This is a genomic window from Streptomyces amritsarensis, from assembly GCF_001953875.1.
GTDB lineage: Bacteria > Actinomycetota > Actinomycetes > Streptomycetales > Streptomycetaceae > Streptomyces > Streptomyces amritsarensis.
On sequence record NZ_MQUR01000114.1, the window covers coordinates 1 to 21429 of the forward strand.

Genomic DNA, 21429 nt, shown 5'->3' on the forward strand with positions numbered 1-21429 from the left:
CGGGCCCGGGCCCCGGGCCCGCCCGCGCGCCTGCCGGAGCTGCGAGCCCGGACGGCCCAAGGCGGGCCCTCGTGCCGGGGCCGGGCCGTGCGAGCGCGCCTATCGTGGGAGGAACCTCACGACCGGGACGGAAGCACACGGACAGGTGGATCGTGAACGGATCCGGGATCGACTACCGGGCGGTGTTCCACGCGCTGCCGGGCGCGGCCGCGCTGCTGACCCCCGCTCTCGTCTACCTGGACGTCAACGCCGCGTACCTGGCCGTGGCCGGCCGCACCCGTGAGCAGATCATCGGCCGCCACATCTTCGAGGCCTTCCCCGACAACCCCGACGATCCGGCAGCGACGGGCACCCGCAACGTACGGGCCTCGCTGGAGCGGGTGGTGGCCACCGGGGAGCGCGACGCGATGGCCATGCAGCGCTACGACGTGGAGGACCCCGAACGCCCCGGGGTGTGGCAGGAGCGGTACTGGAGCCCGGTCAACGTGCCCGTCCTCGCCCCCGACGGCAGCGTGGCGCTGGTGCTGCACCGGGTGGAGGAGGTCACCGAGCTGATCCGGGCCCGGGGAGCCCGCAGTGGTGAGGACGCCACCCAGGTGCTGGAGTCCGAGCTCTACAGCCGGGCGCGGGAGCTCCAGGAGCTCAACGAGAGGCTGCGCCAGGCCCACGACCGCGAACGCGAGGTGGCACTCCACCTCCAGGAGTCGATGCTGCCCGAGCCGAGCCCGCTCGCCCACCACCAGGCGGCCGTGCGCTACCGTCCCGCCGCCGCGGCCCTGAACGTGTGCGGGGACTGGTACGACCTCGTCGAGGCGCCCAGCTGCACCGCCGTCGCGGTCGGGGACGTCGTCGGCCACGGGCTGGGCGCGGCCGGCGTCATGGGGCAGCTGCGCAGTGCCCTCTCCGCGGCCTCGCTGGTCGCCGACGGTCCCGCGCAGGCCCTGGAGGTTCTCGGCCTCTACGCCCGCTCCGTCGCCGGCGCCGAGTCCACCACCGCCGTCTCCGTCTTCATCGACTGGAACAGCCGCACCCTCACGTACAGCAGCGCCGGTCATCTCCCGCCCGCGCTCTGCGACCCCGACGGCGCCGTCACCTTCCTCGACCGGGCCACCGACCCGCCGCTCGGCGCCCGCCCGGAGCACGCTCCGCGCCCCCAGGCCCGCACGGATTTCACGGACGGCTCCGTCCTGGTCCTGTACACCGACGGGCTCGTCGAGCGCCGCCGCGAGGACATCGACACGGGTCTGGGCCGGCTCGCCGACGCCCTGGCCCGGCACCGGGCCGCCGACCCCGCCGCGCTCGCGGACGCCCTCCTGGCGGAGCTCGTGCCGCCCGTCGGTGTCACCGACGACACGGTCCTGGTCGTCCTCCGTCTGGAAGGACAGGCCGACACGCCCACCAGATTGCATGAACATGCGTGAGCCTGCATACTCTTCCTATGTCTAAGGTCCTCACCTCCCTTCCCACCGGCGAGCGCGTCGGCATCGCCTTCTCCGGCGGACTCGACACCTCCGTCGCGGTCGCCTGGATGCGCGACAAGGGTGCCGTCCCGTGCACCTACACCGCCGACATCGGCCAGTACGACGAGCCCGACATCGCGTCGGTGCCCGCCCGCGCCTCGGCGTACGGCGCCGAGATCGCCCGCCTGGTCGACTGCCGCGCCGCGCTGGTCGAGGAGGGGCTGGCCGCCCTCACCTGCGGCGCCTTCCACATCCGCTCCGGCGGCCGCGCGTACTTCAACACGACGCCGCTCGGCCGCGCCGTCACCGGCACCCTGCTGGTCCGCGCGATGCTCGAGGACGACGTCCAGATCTGGGGCGACGGCTCGACCTTCAAGGGCAACGACATCGAGCGGTTCTACCGCTACGGCCTGCTGGCCAACCCGCACCTGCGCATCTACAAGCCCTGGCTCGACGCGGACTTCGTCACCGAGCTCGGCGGCCGCAAGGAGATGTCGGAGTGGCTGCTCGCCCACGGCCTCCCCTACCGCGACAGCACCGAGAAGGCCTACTCCACGGACGCCAACATCTGGGGCGCCACCCACGAGGCCAAGACCCTGGAGCACCTCGACACCGGTGTCGAGACGGTCGAGCCGATCATGGGCGTACGGTTCTGGGACCCCTCCGTGGAGATCGCGCCCGAGGACGTGACCATCGGCTTCGACCAGGGCCGCCCGGTGACGATCAACGGCAAGGAGTTCGCCTCCGCCGTCGATCTGGTGATGGAGGCCAACGCCATCGGCGGCCGGCACGGCCTGGGCATGTCCGACCAGATCGAGAACCGGATCATCGAGGCGAAGAGCCGCGGCATCTACGAGGCCCCCGGCATGGCGCTGCTGCACGCCGCGTACGAGCGCCTCGTCAACGCGATCCACAACGAGGACACCCTCGCGCAGTACCACAACGAGGGCCGGCGTCTCGGCCGCCTCATGTACGAGGGCCGCTGGCTGGACCCGCAGGCCCTGATGATCCGCGAGTCCCTCCAGCGCTGGGTCGGCGCGGCCGTCACCGGCGAGGTCACGCTGCGGCTGCGGCGCGGCGAGGACTACTCGATCATGGACACCACGGGCCCGGCGTTCAGCTACCACCCGGACAAGCTGTCCATGGAGCGCACCGAGGACTCGGCCTTCGGCCCGGTCGACCGCATCGGCCAGCTCACCATGCGCAACCTCGACATCGCCGACTCGCGCGCCAAGCTGGAGCAGTACGCCGCGCTCGGCATCGTCGGCAACACGCACGAGACGCTCATCGGCGCGGCCCAGGCCGCCTCGACGGGCCTGATCGGCGCGATGCCGGAGGGCGGCGCCGAGGTCATCGCCTCCCGCGGGCAGGCCGAGGGCGACGACGAGCAGATGCTCGACCGCGCCGCGATGGAGTTCGGCACCGACTGACCTGGGGCAGGCCCGGCGGCGGGCGGCGACCGCCTCACCCCGGCCGACATCCCGCGGAGCCGCGCACCGGCGGCCGGGGCCTGGACCCGGCCGCCCGCCTCCTCCCGGCCTTCCCCCGCCCGTCCTGGCCCTCCCGGCCCTCCCGGCTCTCCTGGCCGCGGCAGCCGCCGACTCACGCTCGGAGCAGGCCTCGGCCGCGCAGGCGTGGGAGGGGGCGGGGTCAGCGTTCGCCGAGGTCCGAGGGGGCTTCCTGGACCACCCAGCCGTTGCCGTCGGGATCGCTGAAGGACAGGAAGGAGTTCCAGGTGCCGCCCTTGCCGTCCTCCCAGCCCGCCTCGCCGATGTGCCGGACGGGGGAGACGCCCACCCCCCGCCCGCTCAGGGTCGCGTGGGCGGCGTCGATGTCGGTGACGCACATCTGCAGCCCGTGCAGGGTGCCCGGGGCCATGACCTTCGTGCCGGGCGGTGTGGGCATGCCCTCGAGCAGGGCGATGGAGCACCGCGAGCCGGGCGGCGTCAGCTGGATGACGCGTACTCCGGGGGCGACCTCGTCGTCGAGGTCGACATTGAAACCGATCTTCTCGGCGTAGAACGCCTTCGCCCGGTCCATGTCGGTGACGGGGACGGGGACGACTTCGATGGTCCAGTTCACGGGGTCTCCTCGGAGACGTCGGGGTGTTCGGTCGGCGCCATGACGGGTCCACGGTTGCCGATGGCGGTCCGGTCGCGCACGCCGAAACGCCCATGCGGCCTGACAGGGTTGTTCCTGAACCGTTGTTCGAGGGCGTGGTGGCGTGATCGGGACGTGATCACCTCCCTCGCCGGTGCCGTACCTGCCGGCTGCGCGCCGGGATGACGCTCGGGGGAGTACGCGCGTGCAGGGCGGTCTCGCTCACGCCGTGGCGAGCACCCCCGTGGTTCGCCACGGCGTGTGCGAGGCCGCCCTGGTGCGGTGCGGTGCGGTGCGGTGCGTGCTGTGCGTGCGGTGCTGTCGGTCAGTCGGTGGGGGAGCCGCACGACTGCGGTGTGCCCGTGGGATGGAAGCGGTCGATCCGGCTCGCGGGGACGATGGTGGGGAGCAGGAAGTTCCACAGGTCCGTGACACGGGTGTGGAGGTCCTGGCGGCGCGTGCGGACGTGCGAGGTGACCTGGATGCCCGTGAACGCCCCGACGAGGAGCGCCGAAAGGGCGTCCACGTCCAGGGCGGCGTGGATGTCACCGTCCTGCTGGGCCGGTGTCAGACAGCTGCGGCAGGTGTCGATCCAGGCGTCGTAGGGGGTGGGGTCGGGGCTGGTGAAGGAGCCGAACTCGATGACCAGGCGGATGCCGGCGCGGACGCGGACGTTGGTGCGCAGCCCGTGGGCCATCTGGTGGGTCAGGTCGATGACGGTCTGCAGCCCCGGGTTCTCGACCGCCGGAAGGTGCTCCGAGACCTGGAACTGTTCGTCCATCAGCGTGCGGGCGAGTGCCTGCTTGGACGGGAAGTGGAAGTAGAGGGCTCCCTTGGTGACTCCGGCGTGCTTGACGACGTCGCTGAGGCTGGTGCCCTCGAACCCGCTGTCGTCGAACGCGACGGCCGCGCCGTCGAGGATGGCCTGACGGGTGATCTCGGCCCGCTCCTGTCTGGCCCTCGCCACGTGGTGGTCCTCCCGGGTAGCTGTCGATGGGGTGTCCGCTGCGATGTGCCGTCAATGTAATCGGGTGACCTGAAAGAAAACCAGTCGGCAGGTACTTTTGTATGAGAACGCAGAGGCGTTCATGCTGTTGTGGTGCTCTTTGTACGGCTGCCACGCCACGGGCTGTTGCACTGTGAGAGGTGAACAGCGGCTGAAATCAAGCGAGTTGCTTGGCCGAAAGTCGCTCGCAACGTCACGTCACCACGCCGGCGGCCCGGCCAACACCCGGCATCCGCCGCGACCGTGAACGCTCCGGAGCCGGATCCGGCCCGCCACCCGGAGGGCACGCCCGGGGGAGGGCCCCCGTCGTGTGAGCCCGGGCCGGTCGGGGCAGGTTGCCGCGGCGCCGTTCTACTGGGTCGTCCCGGCATGCTCCGACCTGCGGCGGACCCCTGTCCATCGGTGCCGGCACCCGTGTTCCGGTCATGGCGGACATGGCAGCATGAAGCCCGCCGCGCCGGTTCCGCCTGCCTGGATCCGGTGCGCCGCACCACTGTCACAACGCTCACAACACGAGGGGGATGGGCTGTGCCTGCTCCACGGATGCGTACGACGCCGCTGCCCGGCATCGGCGTTCAGTACGACCTCACCACCCGCGAACACCGCAACCTGTCGGTCATCGCCCACCGGGACGGCACCCGCACCGTCAGCCTCTACCGGGCCGACGATCCGGACGCCTGCGCCGAGTCGCTGCACCTGACGGGACCGGAGACGGCCTCGCTGATCGACGCGCTGATGCCCGCGCACCACAGCCCGAACCTCCTGCACACCACCGACCTGGGCCTGGTCGCCGAACGCGTCGAACTCTCCGCGCACTCGCACTGGAACGGCCGGGTGCTGGGGGAGACCCGGATGCGCACCGAGACCGGCGTCTCGGTCGTGGCGGTGCTGCGGCGGGCCGAGGCCCGTCCCTCCCCGGCCCCCGACTTCCGCCTGGCCGGCGGCGACACCCTCATCCTGATCGGCACCCGCGAGGGCGTGGACGCCGCCGCGGCGATACTCGGCAGGGAGTGATCGCGTGCACTCCGCCGTCTTCCTCATCGAGTTCGGAGCGATCATCCTCGGCCTGGGCCTGCTGGGCCGGGTCGCGGGCCGCCTGAAGTTCTCGCCCATACCCCTGTACCTGCTCGCCGGCCTGGCCTTCGGCACCGGCGGCCTCCTCCCGCTCGGAGCGAGCGAGGAGTTCGTCGCCATCGGCGCCGAGATCGGTGTCATCCTCCTGCTGCTGATGCTGGGTCTGGAGTACACCGCCAGCGACCTCGTCTCCAACCTCAAGACCCAGTACCCCGCGGGGATCGTCGACTTCACCCTCAACGCCCTGCCCGGCGCCGCGGCGGCCCTGCTGCTGGGGTGGGGGCCGGTCGCCGCCGTGGTCCTGGCCGGCGTCACCTGGATCTCCTCCTCCGGCGTCATCGCCAAGGTCATGGGAGACCTCGGCCGGCTCGGAAACCGCGAGACGCCGGTCATCCTCAGCATCCTGGTCCTCGAAGACCTGGCCATGGCCGTCTACCTGCCGATCATCACCGCCCTGCTCGCCGGGGTGAGCCTGGCGGCGGGCAGCCTCACCCTCGCCATCGCCCTCGGCGTCGCGGGCGCCGTCCTCTTCGTCGCCGTCCGCTACGGCCGGCTCATCTCCCGCTTCGTCTCCAGCGACGACCCGGAGAAGCTGCTGCTCGTGGTCCTCGGCCTGACCCTGCTGGTGGCGGGCATCGCCCAGCAGCTCCAGGTCTCCGCCGCCGTCGGGGCGTTCCTCGTCGGCATCGCGCTGTCCGGCGAGGTGGCCGAGGGCGCCCACACGCTGCTCAGCCCGCTGCGGGACCTGTTCGCCGCCGTGTTCTTCGTGTTCTTCGGCCTGCACACCGACCCGGCGAGCATCCCGCCGGTCCTGCTGCCCGCGCTCGCGCTCGCCGTCGTCACCGCCGGCACGAAGATCGCCACCGGCTACTGGGCGGCCAAGCGGGCAGGTATCGCCGTCAAGGGCCGCTGGCGGGCGGGCGGCACGCTCGTGGCCCGCGGGGAGTTCTCCATCGTCATCGCCGGACTCGCCGTCACCGCGGGCATCGAACCGGCACTCGGCCCGCTCGCCACCGCCTACGTCCTCATCCTCGTCGTCATCGGGCCGCTCACCGCCCGCTACACCGAGCCCCTCGCGGCGTGGTTCGCCGAGCGCCGAGGCGCCGGCGACCGGTCCGCCGACCCGGTGCCGGACCCGGCCGCGGCCCTGCCGGAGCCGGCTTCCCGGGAACGCTGACGCAGGACGCGGCGTCCCGCACCCCTCTTCGCGACCCGCGTCACGAACGGGCCGCCTGCGCCGACCCCGGTGGTTCGGCGCAGCGCAGGCGGTCGCCGGTCACCGGGGCGCCGTCGGCGATGTTGCGGTCGTAGGTGACGGTCTTCACCGGCACCGGTTCCGTACCGACCGCGACGTCGAAGAGCGCGTCGTGCCCGGGTACGGCTTCCAGCCGGGAGCCGGGCAGCGCCGCCGCGAGGGTCGCCGCGTGCTCCTCCTGGCCCGGCGCGTACCGGATGACCGGCGGTCCCGCGGGTCGGACGGGCGGTGCGGACGGGGAGGTGTCCGTGACGACGAATCCGTTGCGGCGCAAGGCCGCGGCCACGGCGGCGTCGTCGACCCGGACCGCGACGGCGGCGGGGTTGGTCGGCACCGGGGTCTGCGCGACGGGCTGGATCCGGGTGTCGCCGGTGATCGGGCGGTCCGCGCCCAGCGCCTCCCACAACGCGGTGGACCGGGCCTCGTCCCACACGAGGGTGGACCCCACGCCCGGCACCCGGTGGTCGAAGAGCCGGATCGGCACCGTGGCGAACTCGGTCCGGTCCGCCCGCAGGCGGCCGAGCGCCCAGCCGATGCCGATCAGGTCGCCGGGCCCCGTGCGGGCATCGGTGCGCACGGTCTTCAGCAGGGTGTGCACGGTCCGTGCCGCGCGCACGGGGCTGGCCAGCGCCCCCTCGACGGTGAGGCGGGCCAGCAGGTCGTTGACCACGCGCTGCTGGCGGCGGACCCGGCCCAGATCTCCGGGCCGGAGGTTGACGTGCCGGGCCCGCGCGTAGCGCAGTGTCGTGTTGCCGTCGGTGTGGTGGCGGCCGGCCCCGATGTCCAGGCCGGAGTTCTCGTCCCGGAGCGGCCTGTCCGTGCAGACGGTCCCACCGCCGAGATTGTCGACGGTCCGCTCGAAGCCCGCGAAATCCGTCTCCAGGTAGTGGTCGACAGGGAGTCCGGTGGCCTTCTCGACGGTGGCCACCGTGAGCGGGCCGCCGCCGAGCGCGAACGCGCCGTTGATCTTGCCGCTGCGCGGGGGGACGGCGGTACCGGCGTACTCGACGTAGGAGTCGCGCGGGATGGAGACGACGCTCGCGCGGCGCCGATCCTCGGAGAGGTGCACGAGCATCATGACGTCGGTGCAGTTGCAGCCCTTCCCGCCCACGTGGAGCCGGTTCTTCTCGGCCCTGGAGAGCCCCGCGCGGCTGTCGATGCCCACGATCAGGATGTTCGTGCCCCGACCGCCGCCCGCCGCGGCCGCGGGCTGGGCGGATACGGCGTGCGGGCCCACGAGGGAGCCGCAGGCGAGGGCGGTCACGCAGGTGAGAGCAACGGCGAGTCGACGCAACGCATATCCCCCAAACAGGACGAATCATCTCGATTCGCGACTGTAGGGGGCGTCGGCGGAGGAGTCGTCGCGCACACGCCGGTGTCACCCGCGCGGCGGGGCCGCGGGCCTACTCGCCATTGGCGGAGAAGTGCTGGTAGTCCGGGTTGGCCCAGCGGCCGCCCCACTGCCAGCCCACCCGGCGGAAGGCCGCGGCGACGGCGTCGTCCGGGTGGATCTGTCCCGGTCGGGACGGGGACCGCCGCAGGTGGGTGCGGGCGGCCGGCGGGTGGACGATTCCGTTGACGTCGACGTACGGATTCTCCACGGGGTTGATGTCGACGGCGTCGCCCCAGGCGTGTCGCGACAGGCGCCGGGGGTCGCCGGTGACCGGGCGGCAGTTGAAGGCCGAGGTGTTGTCGTCGGCCATGGCCTGAGCGTCGTCGCGGTACTCGGCCATCACGCGCATCCGGCGGATCGGGAACCGGGCCTCGAAGGCGCGCTGGAAGACGTGGAGGACGGGGTCGACGGCGTTCTCGTGGACGACCATCTCGCCCACGTGGGCGCGGCCGTCGAAACCCCAGTGGTTCATCCGGACCAGCCGGAGCCGCTCCGGCGGGACCGGGCAGCCCGCCCGGTGGGAGGCGCCCAGCTTCTCCTGCGGCACGGGTGTGACGCGCGCGGCGAACCGGGCCGGCGGGTCGGGCGGCCCGGCCGGCAGGCGCGGAGGTGCGGCCTGCGTGGAACAGGCCAGTGCGGCCGCGCACAGGGCCGCCGTCACGGCCGCTGCCGCGGTGGTGTGGCGCACGGGACAACGCTACGGCGGGCAGCCCGCACGGGCATGCCGCGCGCCCCCCGGCGGGCACGCCCCGGAGCCGGCCGTGCGTACCCCCCCGGGCGGGGTGTCGGGAGCGGCTTCGGCCGGGGGCGTCGCGAGCGGGAGCGGGCCGTGCGGACCCCCCGGGCGCGGTGTCGGGAGCGGGCTCCGGCCGTGGCGTCGCGACCGGGAGCGGGCCGTGCATACGGGGCGGGGTCTGTCGGGAGCCGGCTCCGGCCGTGCGTCGCAGGCGGGAGCGGGGGGCCGTGCGTGGCCCCGGCCGGAGCCGGGGCTGCGTACCCCCCGGCCCCGCCCACGGCCGGGGCCGGGGGGCCGGTCGGGGCGTCCCCGGGCGGGGGAGGGCGGGAGCCGGGCGGGTTTCAGGGGCGTGCTCCGGCCGGGTGCGTTCTGGACCGGAGCCGGCCGTGTGCACCCCGGCTTCGCCCGGCCGGGCGAAGCCTTCGGGCGTACCGCGGCGAAAGCGGACTCCGGCCGTGCCGTCACCCCGGCCCCCTGCCCCGGACCGGGCGCGCCGATCGGGCGTCCCCTCGGTCGGGCGAGGCCTTCGGGCGTACCGCGGCGAAGGCGGGCTCCGGCCGTGCCGTCACCCCGGCCCCTTGCCCCGGACCGCGCGCGCCGATCGGGTGTACCCCCGGTCGGGTGTCGGGGAGCGGGAAGTCCGGCCGTCGTGTGTCGCGGGCCGGGGCCCCCGGCCCCTTGCTCCGGACCGGGCGCGCCAAATCGGGCGTACCGCCGGTCGGGTGTCCGGAGCGGGAGGTCCGGCCGTCGTGTGTCGCGGGCTCGGAGCCGGCCGGGCGCTCCCGGCCCCTTGCTCCGGACCGGGCGCGCCAAATCGGGCGTACCCCGGGCGGGGTGTCGGGAGAGGGGTCCGGCCGTGGGTTGCGGGTCGGCGCCTGGCCGGGCGGCATTGCCCGGGCGGGCGCCGGTCGGTTGGAGTCGTACGGGGCGGGCGGGTCGCTCAGCAGTCGGTCGGGGCCGGGCGCGGCGTCTCGCACCCGGCGTCGCCGCCCCTGGCGGCCGCCGCGCACAGGGAGCCCTCCACCTTGCCCAGCAGGCGGCCCAGCTCGGCGCGCTCCGCGCCGTCGAGGCCTTCCAGGGTCTGGCGCTCCAGGTCGCCCCACGCCCGGCTCACCTCGGTGAGGAGCCCGCAGCTCGCCTCCGTGGCCTCGACCAGCGAGGCCCGCCGATCCGCGGGGTCGGGACGCCGCCGCACGTGGCCGGACTGTTCGAGGCGCTGGAGCATCTTGGTCACCGTGGAGGGGTCGAGCCCGACCGCCTTGATCAGCTCGGACTGGCGCACCGCCCCGTGGTCCCACAGGTGCATCATCAGGAACTCCTGCCCCGGATGCAGCCCCAACTCTCGCAGGAGACGGCCCGCGACGATGCGGTGGAGCCGGGCCACCCGGCTGATCGCATGGCTCACCGGCCCGTCCAGCACGGCGCCGGGCGCCGCCGCGCACTGCGGGGGCGTGCGCGTTTCCCTGGCGGTTTCCGGGGTCATGGGAGAGCTCCTCGTGCGTCGGGTGCGGTGGGTCCGGCGGGCGGGGCTCCGCCCCGGACCGCCGTCCGCTCCGCCGATTTTACCCGCCGCCCCGATTTTACCTTGGCCGGCCAACTAATGAGGTACGCTGCATTCCGAAGCCATTCATTGGCCGACCAACTATCTCTGTGAGGCGAAGATGACCAGCGCTTTCGACCCCGTCCGCATGGCCGACAGCACCCTGTCGAACCGGATCGTCCTGGCTCCGATGACACGCAGCCGCGCAGGCGAGGGCGGCATCCCCACCCCGGTCGTCGCCGAGTACTACACCCAGCGCGCGTCGGCCGGCCTGATCGTCACCGAGGGAGTCCAGCCCTCCGCCGTCGGGCAGGGCTACCCCTTCACCCCCGGCCTGCACGACGCCGAGCAGGTCGCCGCCTGGCGCGGGGTGACCGACTCCGTCCACGCGGCCGGCGGGCGGATCTTCGCCCAGCTGATGCACTCCGGCCGCATCGGCCACCCCTCGCTGCTGCCCGACGGACTCGTCCCGGTGGCCCCGTCGGCGGTCGCCCCCGCCGGCCAGGTGTTCACGGGCGAGGGCATGAAGGACTTCGTCACGCCGCACGAGCTGACGGCCGACGAGGTGCGGTCGACCATCGCCGACTACGCCGAGGCCGCCCGCAACGCCATCGCGGCGGGCTTCGACGGCGTGGAACTGCACGGGGCCAACGGCTACCTCATCCACCAGTTCCTGGCCCCCGGCTCGAACCTGCGCACCGACGAGTGGGGCGGGCCGGTCGAGAACCGCATCCGCTTCGCGGTCGAGGTGGTCGAGGCGGTCGCCGCCGCGATCGGCGCCGAGCGCACGGCCCTGCGCGTCTCGCCCGGAAACCCGTACAACGACATCGCCGAGCCCGACCCGCGGCCCGTCTACGAGGCGCTGGTCAAGGAGATCGACGGGCTGGGGCTGGCCTACCTGCACGTCATGGAGCACGGCCCCGAGGTGCGGGAAACCACGCTCGCCCTGCGCAAGCAGTTCTCCGGGCTGCTCGTGCTGAACCCGGCCACCGAGGGCCCCACCGACCACCGGGCCCTCGCGCTGATCGAGGACGGCACCGCCGACCTCGTCGCCTTCGGCGCCCTCTTCCTGGCCAACCCCGACCTGCCGGCGCGCCTGCGCACCGAAGGCCCGTACAACACCCCGGACGTGTCCACCTTCTTCGGGGGCGACGCCCGCGGCTACACGGACTACCCGGCCCTCTGAGGAGTGCCGCCGCCGATCGCAGAGCGGCGCTCCACCCGCATGCCGTGAGTGGAGCGCCGACGTCGCTAGTGCTGTGACCGCGCGGAGACGGTCACGTGGTCCACCCGCATCGGATGGCCCGGCTCGGTGTCCGGCCCCACGTCCGTACCGTCGGCCTGCGGCAGCTTGCCGCCGACCGCCACGTTGAGGATCAGGAACAGCCCGTGGTCCACGGCCCGTTTCCACGTCGCGGGGTCCATGGCGTCGGCCGCCACCCGGTGGTACACGCGGCCGTCCAGGTACCAGCGCACCTCCTGCGCCCCCGGGGCGAGGTCCACCTCCACGGCATACGAGTGGAACGCCCCACGGCAGCCCTGGCACGGCTGAGGACCCGAGGTCAGGCCCACCGGCTCCCGGCAGGGGCCGCCCTCCGGGACACCGCAGTGCATGGAGCCGAAGACGGTGTCCCGCCCGTTCACGGACTCCATCACGTCGAGCTCGCCGACGCCCGGCCACCCCGTGTACCCGTCGCGCAGCGGCGCGCCCAGGGTCCAGAACGCCGGCCAGTACCCGGCCGCCCCCGCCCCGGTCACGTCCGGCAGGGCGATCGACGCCTCGATCCGCAGCGCGCCGCCCGGCGGGGGAGCGAAGTCGGAGCGCCGGGTCTCGATGCGCCCCGAACTCCATGCGCCGTCCTTGCGGGTGGGGACGATCTCCAGCGCGCCCTTCCCGTCGAGCCGGACGTTGTCGGTCGAGTCCGTCATGGTCTCGACCTCGCCGGTGCCCCACTGCGGCGCCGGGCACCCCGGATAGCAGGTGCCCACGTCGTGGATCCAGTGGGCGGCGGAAGGCGGGCTGCCCATCGGCCCGTCGAAGTCGTCCCGCAGCAGCGGAGTCCACCCGTCCGCGCCGCCCGCCGGCTGCGCCGCGCCCGCCGGCGGCGCCGGCGCGGGCAGTACCCCCGCCTCCGTGAGCAGCCGCTCCAGCCGGTCGGTCAGGACGACGGCCGCCGCATTGGTGAGGTGCGCGTCGTCCCGGTAGAGCAGGATCCGGTCGAGCACCGCGGGGCAGGTAGGTCCCACGCCCGGGCACAGCACCTCGTTCACGCCGACACTCCGTACGCCGGGCAGTGCGCCCGACGCGATCCGCCGTGCCAGCGGATCGGGCCGGAGCGCGTCCGCGCGCTCGAACGCGCAGTCGGCGGGGGAATCCGGGCGGCCGGAGACGCACGCCGGGACGTCCGAACCCGGTACGGGGGTGTCCTCGATGTAGACGATCGGCGCGCCCAGGGCCCGCAGCGGAGCCAGGGTCTTCTCCCAGGCCTCGGCCAGGAGCCTCTCGTCCGCGGTGTACCGGTTGAGCGAGGAGACCACGACGAGGCGGGGCTTCGGCTGCTTCCCGAGCCGCTCCAGGGTGTCCGCCCGCCAGGTGTCGCATTCCCGGTAAGCGCGGCCCAGTTGCGGGCTGTCCACCGCCAGCTGCGGCAGCGGGCAGCCCTGCTTGACGAACTCCTGGAGCGCCCAGCCCCGCGATGCCGCCAGCGCCAGCATCGGCGAGAACCACTGCCCGGCGTGCGAGTCGCCGAGCAGGACGATCCGGTCCGGGCTGTCCACCGCGCCGAACAGGCACTCGGGGCTGCGTGTTTCGGCCGGGGCGATCTGGCAGGGCGCGTCGGGCGGGAAGTCGGCCCGCGCCTGGACGGGGCTGGGCACGACCGGGCCGTCCGCGAACGGTGTCCCCGCCGTCCGCGCCAGCAGGGTGGGGCCCGAGGCGGCGCCCGGAGGCAGCCCCTTCGGGTCGACCGGGGAGGCCGGGCCGAGCAGGTTCAGCGTCGTGGTGCCCACCACCAGCGCGATAACGACCGGCAGCACGACGGCCGAGACGCCCACCGACAGTCCGCGGCGGGGGAGTTCGGAGACGGTGCGGCTGCGCCGCAGCGGCCGCTCGACCCAGCGCATCGTGGCCAGGGCGGGCAGCGCCGCCGCCAGCGTCAGTGCCGTCTTCGCCGGCCAGCCGAGCGGGCCGGTCCGGGCCTCCGCGAGCACGAGCACCGGCCAGTGCCACAGGTACAGGTTGTAGGAGAGCCGTCCCACGGCGCGCGGAGCCCGCCCGGCCAGGAACCGTCCGACGTCGCCGGCGCCCGGCGTGCGGTGCTCGCCGCGGCCGGGCACCGCGGCCAGGATCACGGCGGCGGTGGCCAGGGTCGGCACCAGCGCCGCCCAGCCCGGGTACGGGGTCGCGGTGTCGTACGCCACGACGCACCAGCCGATCGCCCCCGCCCCCGCCCATCCGCCCAGCACCCGCAGCACCCGCGGCCCCCGCATCAGGTGCCGGGGCAGCAGGGCGAGCAGCGCGCCGACGCCGAACTGCCAGACGCGCGACGGCGTGCCGAGGTACGCGAGGGATACGGAGTCCCGCGTCCAGTGGAGGGACAGGACGAACGACGCGAGCGTCAGCGGCGCGGCGGCCAGGAACACCATGCGGCGCACGGACCGGCCCCGACGGACCGCCCGGGCCGCACCGAGCACGAGGACGGCCAGCAGCGGCGCCCAGAACAGGTAGAACTGCTCCTCGACGGCGAGCGACCAGAAGTGCAGCAGGGGACCCTGCTGGTGTCCGGCGGCGAGGTAGTCGGTGTGCTGCGACACGAAGCGCCAGTTGGCGAGGGACAGTGCCGCGGCGACGACGTCGTGCTCCAGGTCGGTGCGGCGCAGCGGCACGGTCAGCCAGGCCCCGGCCACCGCCACCGCGGCCAGCACCACGGCGGCCGACGGCAGCAGTCGCCGGGCGCGCCGGGAGAAGAAGTCCCCGAGGCGGATCCGGCCGGTGGCGATCGCCTCGCGCACCAGCAGGCCGGTGATCAGGTAACCAGATATGACGAAGAAGACGTCCACGCCGACGAACCCGCCGGTCGCCCAGGGGATCCCGGCGTGGAAGGCGAGTACCGCGACGACGGCGACCGCGCGCAGGCCCTCGATGTCGGGGCGGAACACGGACCGGTGCGGGCTGGGCCCGGATTCGCCGCCGGAGCGGGAGCCCGGGGCCGCTTTCCGGTCGGCGGTCGCGGCGGCGCGCCCCCGGGATCGGCGTCGGCCGGGTGAGAGGAGGAAGGACATGGCAGCGGCGCCTTTCAGCTGAGCCAGGGCAGCATCGGGTCGACCCATCCCGATGCCAGCAGGCCGGTGAGCAGGAGCACCGCCGAGGCGGCGACGGTCTCGGGCCAGCGGCGGGGCAGCATCCCGGCCGGGGAGCCCGGGCGAGTGCGGACCCCGACGCCCGCCCCGGCGTCGAGCCCGCCGCCGGCCCCGAAGCGGGCGCCGAGGCGGGCACGCAGCGGGGACCCGCTGCCCCGGGCGGGGGTCAGTTCGGCCGCCAGGTCCCGGACCAGCGGGACGTTGATCTGCAGTTGCACCACGACGTAGAGGAGCAGCCCCCAGTTGGGCTCCCAGCCGTTGCGGGCCACGGCCAGGGCGAGTCCTGCCACGGCCGCCCCGTTCGAGAGCACGAGCCACACCAGCGACACCGCCACCACCCGGCGGGCCATCCCGCCCCGGGACGCGGCACCCAGCGTGCCGGTGGGCACCCAGGCGGCGCTGCGGCCCCGCAGCGTGTGCAGGAAGGCGGCCGCGGCGGCGACACTCGTCAGGATGTTCGCCCGGATGACCTCCACCCGCCAGCGGGTGCGGCTGACCCGGGGCAGCAGCACGTGCCACAGCCACAGCGGGGCGAGCAGCGGCAGCACGTGCCAGGGGCGGATGTGGTCCGGGTACCGGAACAGCATCACCAGCGGCGGCAGGGGCGCCACGAAGGTGTTCACGGCCGTCGTCAGGTAGCCGATGATCCCCTCGTAGAAGCACAGCCGCATGCGCCAGGGCGCGCGCATCCGTTGCAGCACGGGGGTGCCGAGGAGGTGGAGGTTGCCCATGGCCCACCGGTACTGCTGGTTGACGAAGGAGGTGACGCGGTCGGGCGAGGTGCCCTTGGCGACCAGCACCGGCACGTAGAGGGTGCGGAACCCCTGTGCGTGCAGGGCGAGTCCGGTGTACAGGTCCTCGCTGTGGTCGAGCCGGGCGAAGCCGCCGGCCCGGTCGATCGCCGAGCGGCGGTAGACGGCGTTGCTGCCGCAGCAGATGGCGGCGTCGCTGGCGTCCCGGGACGGCTGGATCCAGCGGAAGAACCACTCCTGGGCGGAGCCGGCGGCGCGCTGGATCCAGCTCATGGTCCCGTCGGTGTCGAAGCACTGCGGGCTCTGGACGATGCCGACGGCGGGGTCGGACAGGTAGGGGACGAGATGGCGCAGGAAGTCCGGCCTGGGTGCGAAGTCCGCGTCGAGGATGGCGATGAACTCGGCGCTGCTCAGGGTGAGCGCGTGATTGAGGTTCCCGGCCTTCTTCAGGTGCCCCCGGTCGGGGCGCACGAGGTACTCGTAGCCGTGGCGGGCGGCCAGCGCGGCGACTTCGGGCCGGTCGGCGTCGTCCAGGATCCAGACGGTCAGCGCGTCGGCGGGCCAGTCGAGGGCGGCCACCGCGCGGTAGGCGTTGGCGAGGACGGGCAGTGGTTCCCCGCAGGTGGGCAGGTAGAGGTCGACACCGGGCAGGGCGGCCGGCTGCCAGGCGCGGACGAGCACCTCGTGCGACCGCCGGGTGAGCCGGCGCTGGCGCAGGCTGTTGATGCAGGAGAGCGCCAGGGCCGCGACGTTGAGCCCGAGGACGGCGAGGAAGGCCCACAGGGCGGGCGTCCGCAGGGCGAAGGTGAACATGGTCGCCGCCGTGAACGCGAAGGCGAGCGAGGTGGCGATCAGGACCCAGCGGCGTTGCGGCCCGAAGTACCAGTAGAGCTCCTCGTCGGACGGTGGTTGCGGAAGATGATGAACAGTCACAAAGCCCCCCACGGCTGTGCATGTACCCGTTTGCGGTGGCCCAGCCTAGTGTCAAAGGTATAGACCACTTGCCCGGATCCGGGGTGACGGAGCTAATGCGCCACGGGATTGGCGCGACTCGAATGGTCCAGACCTCTTGCTCTCGTCATTCGACCCGCCGCTCCGGGCCGTTCCGGGAAGTCCCAGGTCACGAGGGGGTGAACAGTCCCGGAACTCCGTTGCCTCCGCCGGGCGTTCGCCTCACGGAGCGCTGTCACCCCGGTCACGCTCCTGCCGGAGCAGCTCCGGCAGGTCCCCCAGCCGGTCGAGGCCCCGCACCGGGCCGGCGGTGCGGGCGCCCCGCTCCAACAGGGCCCGGTGGCGGTGGAGGAAGGCCCAGTAGCCGGCGGTGTAGGGGCAGGCGTCCGCGCCGCTGCGGGAGCCCGGCCGATAGCGGCACGGCCCGCACAGATCGCTCATCCGGTCGATGTAGGCACCGCCGGACGTGTAGGGCTTCGTCGTCATCCGGCCCCCGTCCGCGTACTGCGACATGCCGACGACGTTCGGCAGCATGACCCAGTCGTAGCCGTCGACGAACGAGCGGTGGAACCAGTCGGTGAGCGCGGCCGGGTCCCAGCCCCGCTGGAGCGCGTAACCGCCCAGCACCATCAGCCGCGGAATGTGATGGGTCCACCCGGTGTCCCTGACCTGGCGCAGCACCGTCGACAGGCACCGGGCCGACACCGCGTCCGCGTCCAGCGAGAGCCACCACGCCGGCAGCGCAGCGGTGTGCCCCAGGACGTTGGACGCCCGGTACTCATCGCCGAAGTGCCAGTACAGGTGCCAGACGTACTCCCGCCATCCGGCGATCTGCCGGACGAAGCCCTCGACCGAGTTCAGGGGCGCGGCGCCCGCCCGCCACGCGGCCTCCGCGCGCTCCACGCACTCCGCCGGATCCAGCAGGCCCAGATTGAGCGATGAGGACAGCAGGCTGTGGCTCAGCACCGGGTCGGCGGCCAGCATGGCGTCCTCGTGGGCGCCGAACCCGGCGAGCCGGTGGTCGACGAACCTCCGCAGCGCGGCCAGCGCCTCACGCCGGTCGGCCGGGAAGAGCCGCGGCCCGTCCCGGCCGACGAACGAGACGGCGCCGTCCCGCTCCCAGCGGTCGAGGTCCTCCCGGACACCGGCGTCGATGTCGTCCTCGCGGGGCCGGTAGGGGGCGGGCGAGCCGAGGGTGCGCGCTGCCCGCGGCGGCGGCTCCCGGTTGTCGTGGTCGAGGTTCCACCGCCCGCCGGCCGGCTCGCCCCCCTCCATCAGCAGATCGTGCTCCCTGCGCACATGGCGGTAGAAGTTCTCCAGCCGAAGGCCGCCGCCGCCGTGGCCGGCCGCCCACGCCGCGAATTCCTCGCGGCCCACCAGGAATCCCCGTGCGGGCAGGACGGTCACCTGGGGGAGGGAGGCCACCAGTGCCGCGGCCGCCCGAGAGGTCGGGTGGTACACCGTGACGGGCGCGCCGCCGACGGCTCTGCGCAGGCCCTCGCGGTAGGTGTCGGCCTTGACGTAGACCACGCGGTCCCCCAGCTCGGCGGCGCGATGGCGCATCGCCGAGAGCACCAGGTGCGCCTTGGCGCGGTGGTAGCGCCGTCGCCGGAACACGGCCTGCGATTCGATCATCACCAGTCGGGCGTCGCGGGGGACCCCGCCGCTGCCCGGGGCGGTGAACGCGGGACCCAGCTGATCCCCGAAGAGCCAGTGCGCGCCGGTCATGTCGCCGACCTTCCTCACGTGGTGCATGCCTTCCCGCTGCCCTTTCCCGGACGCGCGGTGTTTCGGACGCACCCCGCGGGCGGGGTCCGCGCTGCATCCGACCGTGCGGCTCCGGCCGAAGAAGGTCGCAGGGGTGTCCGCAGCGGCGGACGCCTTCCGGATCGCGGAGCGGAGGCCCGATGGGAGGAACCGGGCGGTGGCAGGTCGCGCCCGACGCGGGGCGCCCCGACGGACGGACGTGCGCGCACCTCGACCTCTTGGACGACGAGAGCACGGACCGGGCGCCGGCGTCCGCCGCATGCGCGGGGTGCCTGCCGCGCGGGCTGCCCCAGGTGAGGCTGCGGCAGTGCGTGACGTGCGGATACGTCGGATGCTGCGACAGCTCCGTGGGCCGCCACTCCTATGCCCACCACAGGGAGAGCGGGCACCCTGTGGCCGTGTCGCTCGCACCGGACGAGGACTGGGCGTGGTGCTTCCACGACGAGGTCTTCCTGGTCCGGGTCGGGCGCGGCACAGGGGCCCGCCGTCCGGCGGGGCGCGGCACTGACGGGAGGCCCTCATGGGAGTGAACGGCGTGGACAGGGCGGGGACGGAATCGGTGTGGGACTATCCGCGCCCGCCCCGGATCGAGCCCGACGGGCGGCACGTGGTGGTGCGGCACGCCGGCGTGCCGCTCGCCGACTCCAGGCGCTGCCTGCGCGTCCTGGAGACCAGCCATCCGCCGGTGTTCTACATACCGCGGGCCGATGTGCGCGTCGAACTCCTCCGCGCCTCTGAGCACCGGAGCGTGTGCGAGTGGAAGGGTACGGCCACCTACTGGCGGCTCGGCCCGGAGCTCGGTGCTCCGGGCATGCCCGACATCGCGTGGAGCTACGAGGACCCGCGGCCCGCCTACGCGCCGATCACCGGTCATCTCGCCTTCCACGCCGACCGGGTCGAAGCGTGCACGGTCGACGGGGAGCTGGTGCGTGCCCAACCGGGAGGCTTCTACGGCGGGTGGATCACGGACGAGATCACAGGCCCCTTCAAGGGCGTGCCCGGAAGCCGGGGCTGGTGACGGATCCCGAGGCGGTGCCATGGCCGAGAACTCTCCCCGCAGCCCCCGCCTGACCACCGGAGCCGTGGCCAGGCGGCTCGGCATCTCACCCACCACCCTCAGGTCGTGGGACCGGCGCTACGGCATGGGCCCGGCGGTACGGGACGGCGGCCGGCACCGCCGCTGGACCGTCGAGGACGTCGCCGTCCTGGAGGACATGTGCCGGCTCACCACATCGGGGGTGCCCCCGTCCGAGGCCGCCGGTGTGGCGCTGTCCCGGGCGACCCGCTCCCGCACGGCGGCCACCGGGCCGATGAGCCCCGCCGACGGTGCCCGGCCCCGCGGCCCCGCACCGGGCGGCGGGCTGCCCCTGGGCGACATCCGGCAGGAGTTCCGGGGCCTGGCCCGCGCAGCGGTACGGCTGGACGGCCCGGCCATGGACCGGCTGCTGGCCGGGCTGGTGCACGGACACGGCCTCGTGGCGGCCTGGGAAGAGGTCATCGCGCCGACCCTGCACGCGGTGGGCCGCAAATGGGAGTCCTCCGGCGACCGCTACATCGAGGTGGAGCACCTCCTGTCCTGGCACGTCTCCACCCTCCTGCGGCAGTCCGTCGGCAACGCCCCGCCGGGCCCCCGGGACGCGCCGCCCGTGCTGATGGCATGCGTCCCCGGCGAACAGCACTCCCTGCCGCTGGAAGCGCTCGCCGCCGGCCTCGCCGAGCGCACCCTGCCGATGCGCATGCTGGGCGCCGCCGTACCGGCCGAGGCTCTCGCCGCGTCGGTGCGCAGGACCGGGCCGTGCGCGGTGGTCCTGTGGTCCCAGTCCCGGCACACCGCCGACCGCACCCTGGCCCGCCAGGTCGCCGCGACGGCCTTCGGTGTCCGGGGCGCCCGCACGCGTCCGCTGCTCGTGCTCGCCGGCCCGGGCTGGGGCAACCGGGCCCCCGGTCCCGGCATGATCCGCCCGACTGGTCTGCGCGAGGCACTGGACGCCCTGGCCCGCCACTGCGCGGCCGTGGCGGGCCCGTTCACCACGTGAAGGGCGTCGTAGGGAGGTGTCGTCTACTTCGGCATCAGCACGGTGTCGACGACGTGGACGGTGGCGTTGGAGGTGGCGACATCACCGCAGACGATCGCGGCCGTGCCGTTGACCTTGTACGAGTCGCCGGATCCGCTGGTGGTCAGCGTGCCGCCCTCCAGCGACGTGAACGATCCGTCGGCCAGATCGGGCTTGTCGACCGTCGAACCCACCACGTGATAGGTGAGGATCTTCGTCAGGGCGGCCTTGTCGGCCAGCACCTTGTCCAGATCCGCTTTGGGGATCTTCGCGAAGGCCTCGTCGGTCGGCGCGAAGACGGTGATGCCCTCGGCGTTGTTGAGGGTGTCCACGAGGCCGGCCTGCTTCACGGCCGAGGCCAGGGTGGACAGGGCGGGGTTGCCCGCCGCCGCCGTGGCCACCGGCTGCCCGGCCATCACCGACGGGCTGCCCGGCCCCTGCTTCGGCAGGGCGGCGCAGCCGGGTCCGAAGGGTTCACCGGCGTCCGCGGCCCACGCCTGCGGGGCCACGGCCGCGAAGGACAGCGCAAGTGCCAGGGCCGCGGCGGCGCGGCGGCGCGTGTGAGAGATGTTCATGACGTACTCCTCGACGTGCGGCGGGCTCACCAGCCCGCGGCACGGGCGACGAAGAAGAAGGCGACCAGGACGGCTCCGACGACGATGGCGACCAGGAACACCCCCGGGTGTTCCCAGATCCCGCCGTCGCTGCGCTCCTGATGGGCTGAGGAGATGGACCCCTCTGCCGGGGGAGTCTCCCCCGGCGGTATGCGTGGCGAGGACATGAGTCTCCTTTCGGCCGGGCATCGGCCCGGGCCCCGACCGGGCCGATGCCCGGGCCGCGACTCGTGGACGATCACGGTGTACGGATCCCCGAGGCCCTAACGGTCACCCGCTCGGGCGAAGCGGTGCAACTCGCAGTGTTTCTGCATCGAAACGGCCCGCCGCCGGGGCGGCGGGCCGCGTCCGGGGGGTCTACCTGCGGG

At 73.8% G+C, this 21429-nt stretch carries 18 protein-coding genes; 8 read left to right on the top strand and 10 right to left on the bottom strand.

Annotated features, from left to right (window positions below; translation table 11 throughout):
- Positions 1–149: 149 nt before the first annotated feature.
- The gene (locus tag AVW11_RS31355) at positions 150–1421 is read left to right on the top strand and encodes a PP2C family protein-serine/threonine phosphatase (RefSeq protein WP_076046736.1); all 1272 of its coding nucleotides are present in this window, start codon (positions 150–152) and stop codon (positions 1419–1421) included.
- Positions 1422–1438: 17 nt separating this feature from the next.
- A complete protein-coding gene (argG, locus tag AVW11_RS31360; protein ID WP_030844705.1) occupies positions 1439–2890 on the top strand; it encodes an argininosuccinate synthase in 1452 nt (483 codons plus the stop codon).
- A gap of 220 nt (positions 2891–3110) precedes the next feature.
- Here the strand turns inward: argG and AVW11_RS31365 are convergent, their stop codons facing one another.
- Positions 3111–3542: a VOC family protein gene (locus AVW11_RS31365; RefSeq protein ID WP_060178664.1), complete on the bottom strand. Its 432-nt coding sequence runs from the start codon at positions 3540–3542 to the stop codon at positions 3111–3113.
- 343 nt (positions 3543–3885) lie between these two features.
- The gene (locus tag AVW11_RS31370; protein ID WP_030844710.1) at positions 3886–4527 is read right to left on the bottom strand and encodes a ScbR family autoregulator-binding transcription factor; all 642 of its coding nucleotides are present in this window, start codon (positions 4525–4527) and stop codon (positions 3886–3888) included.
- A 567-nt stretch (positions 4528–5094) separates the two neighbouring features.
- On the opposite strand from AVW11_RS31370, the gene AVW11_RS31375 reads away from it, so the two are divergent.
- Entirely contained in the window at positions 5095–5580 is a 486-nt protein-coding gene (locus AVW11_RS31375; protein WP_199838191.1) for a cation:proton antiporter regulatory subunit, read from the top strand.
- A gap of 4 nt (positions 5581–5584) precedes the next feature.
- A complete protein-coding gene (locus tag AVW11_RS31380) occupies positions 5585–6817 on the top strand; it encodes a cation:proton antiporter (protein ID WP_076046730.1) in 1233 nt (410 codons plus the stop codon).
- A gap of 40 nt (positions 6818–6857) precedes the next feature.
- On the opposite strand, the gene AVW11_RS31385 is transcribed toward AVW11_RS31380, so the two are convergent.
- The 3 genes from AVW11_RS31385 to AVW11_RS31395 form a co-directional block, all read right to left on the bottom strand.
- Positions 6858–8159, bottom strand: a complete 1302-nt coding sequence (locus AVW11_RS31385; RefSeq protein WP_240528316.1) for an LCP family protein — start codon at positions 8157–8159, stop codon at positions 6858–6860.
- A 139-nt stretch (positions 8160–8298) separates the two neighbouring features.
- Positions 8299–8976, bottom strand: coding sequence for a M15 family metallopeptidase (locus AVW11_RS31390; protein ID WP_234362256.1), 678 nt, complete (start codon positions 8974–8976; stop codon positions 8299–8301).
- 988 nt (positions 8977–9964) lie between these two features.
- On the bottom strand, positions 9965–10507 hold the full coding sequence (locus AVW11_RS31395) for a MarR family winged helix-turn-helix transcriptional regulator (protein WP_079070611.1): 543 nt from the start codon (positions 10505–10507) through the stop codon (positions 9965–9967).
- Positions 10508–10685: 178 nt separating this feature from the next.
- On the opposite strand from AVW11_RS31395, the gene AVW11_RS31400 reads away from it, so the two are divergent.
- On the top strand, positions 10686–11750 hold the full coding sequence (locus tag AVW11_RS31400; protein ID WP_076046731.1) for an alkene reductase: 1065 nt from the start codon (positions 10686–10688) through the stop codon (positions 11748–11750).
- Between the two features lie 65 nt (positions 11751–11815).
- Here AVW11_RS31400 and AVW11_RS31405 read toward each other — a convergent pair whose 3' ends face one another.
- The 3 genes from AVW11_RS31405 to AVW11_RS31415 form a co-directional block, all read right to left on the bottom strand.
- Entirely contained in the window at positions 11816–14845 is a 3030-nt protein-coding gene (locus AVW11_RS31405) for an SGNH hydrolase domain-containing protein (protein ID WP_079250876.1), read from the bottom strand.
- 14 nt (positions 14846–14859) lie between these two features.
- Positions 14860–16608, bottom strand: a complete 1749-nt coding sequence (locus AVW11_RS31410; protein ID WP_076046733.1) for a glycosyltransferase family 2 protein — start codon at positions 16606–16608, stop codon at positions 14860–14862.
- A 240-nt stretch (positions 16609–16848) separates the two neighbouring features.
- A complete protein-coding gene (locus AVW11_RS31415) occupies positions 16849–18354 on the bottom strand; it encodes a cryptochrome/photolyase family protein (RefSeq protein ID WP_076046740.1) in 1506 nt (501 codons plus the stop codon).
- A gap of 179 nt (positions 18355–18533) precedes the next feature.
- Here AVW11_RS31415 and AVW11_RS39035 point away from each other — a divergent pair, with 179 nt between their 5' ends.
- The 3 genes from AVW11_RS39035 to AVW11_RS31430 are packed head-to-tail and all read left to right on the top strand — an operon-like array spanning position 18534 to position 20429.
- On the top strand, positions 18534–18923 hold the full coding sequence (locus AVW11_RS39035; RefSeq protein WP_063834934.1) for a UBP-type zinc finger domain-containing protein: 390 nt from the start codon (positions 18534–18536) through the stop codon (positions 18921–18923).
- Positions 18914–19411 (top strand): DUF427 domain-containing protein, encoded by a 498-nt coding sequence (locus AVW11_RS31425; protein WP_060178667.1) that lies wholly within the window; start codon positions 18914–18916, stop codon positions 19409–19411. Before AVW11_RS39035 ends, AVW11_RS31425 begins: the two co-directional genes overlap by 10 nt.
- A 19-nt stretch (positions 19412–19430) precedes the next feature.
- The gene (locus AVW11_RS31430; protein ID WP_060178668.1) at positions 19431–20429 is read left to right on the top strand and encodes a MerR family transcriptional regulator; all 999 of its coding nucleotides are present in this window, start codon (positions 19431–19433) and stop codon (positions 20427–20429) included.
- Positions 20430–20452: 23 nt separating this feature from the next.
- Here the strand turns inward: AVW11_RS31430 and AVW11_RS31435 are convergent, their stop codons facing one another.
- The gene (locus tag AVW11_RS31435) at positions 20453–21022 is read right to left on the bottom strand and encodes a fasciclin domain-containing protein (RefSeq protein WP_076046735.1); all 570 of its coding nucleotides are present in this window, start codon (positions 21020–21022) and stop codon (positions 20453–20455) included.
- A 26-nt stretch (positions 21023–21048) separates the two neighbouring features.
- Positions 21049–21228, bottom strand: coding sequence for a DUF6480 family protein (locus tag AVW11_RS31440; RefSeq protein ID WP_060178670.1), 180 nt, complete (start codon positions 21226–21228; stop codon positions 21049–21051).
- Between the last annotated feature and the right edge of the window lie 201 nt (positions 21229–21429).

Bases quoted from the DNA above. Each gene is read 5' to 3' on its own strand.
- AVW11_RS31440 (WP_060178670.1), bottom strand. From the start codon at position 21,228: ATGTCCTCGCCACGCATACCGCCGGGGGAGACTCCCCCGGCAGAGGGG.
- AVW11_RS31405 (WP_079250876.1), bottom strand. From the start codon at position 14,845: ATGTCCTTCCTCCTCTCACCCGGCCGACGCCGATCCCGGGGGCGCGCC.
- AVW11_RS31435 (WP_076046735.1), bottom strand. From the start codon at position 21,022: ATGAACATCTCTCACACGCGCCGCCGCGCCGCCGCGGCCCTGGCACTT.
- AVW11_RS31400 (WP_076046731.1), top strand. From the start codon at position 10,686: ATGACCAGCGCTTTCGACCCCGTCCGCATGGCCGACAGCACCCTGTCG.
- AVW11_RS39035 (WP_063834934.1), top strand. From the start codon at position 18,534: ATGGGAGGAACCGGGCGGTGGCAGGTCGCGCCCGACGCGGGGCGCCCC.
- argG (WP_030844705.1), top strand. From the start codon at position 1,439: ATGTCTAAGGTCCTCACCTCCCTTCCCACCGGCGAGCGCGTCGGCATC.
- AVW11_RS31425 (WP_060178667.1), top strand. From the start codon at position 18,914: ATGGGAGTGAACGGCGTGGACAGGGCGGGGACGGAATCGGTGTGGGAC.
- AVW11_RS31395 (WP_079070611.1), bottom strand. From the start codon at position 10,507: ATGACCCCGGAAACCGCCAGGGAAACGCGCACGCCCCCGCAGTGCGCG.
- AVW11_RS31415 (WP_076046740.1), bottom strand. From the start codon at position 18,354: ATGACCGGCGCGCACTGGCTCTTCGGGGATCAGCTGGGTCCCGCGTTC.
- AVW11_RS31430 (WP_060178668.1), top strand. From the start codon at position 19,431: ATGGCCGAGAACTCTCCCCGCAGCCCCCGCCTGACCACCGGAGCCGTG.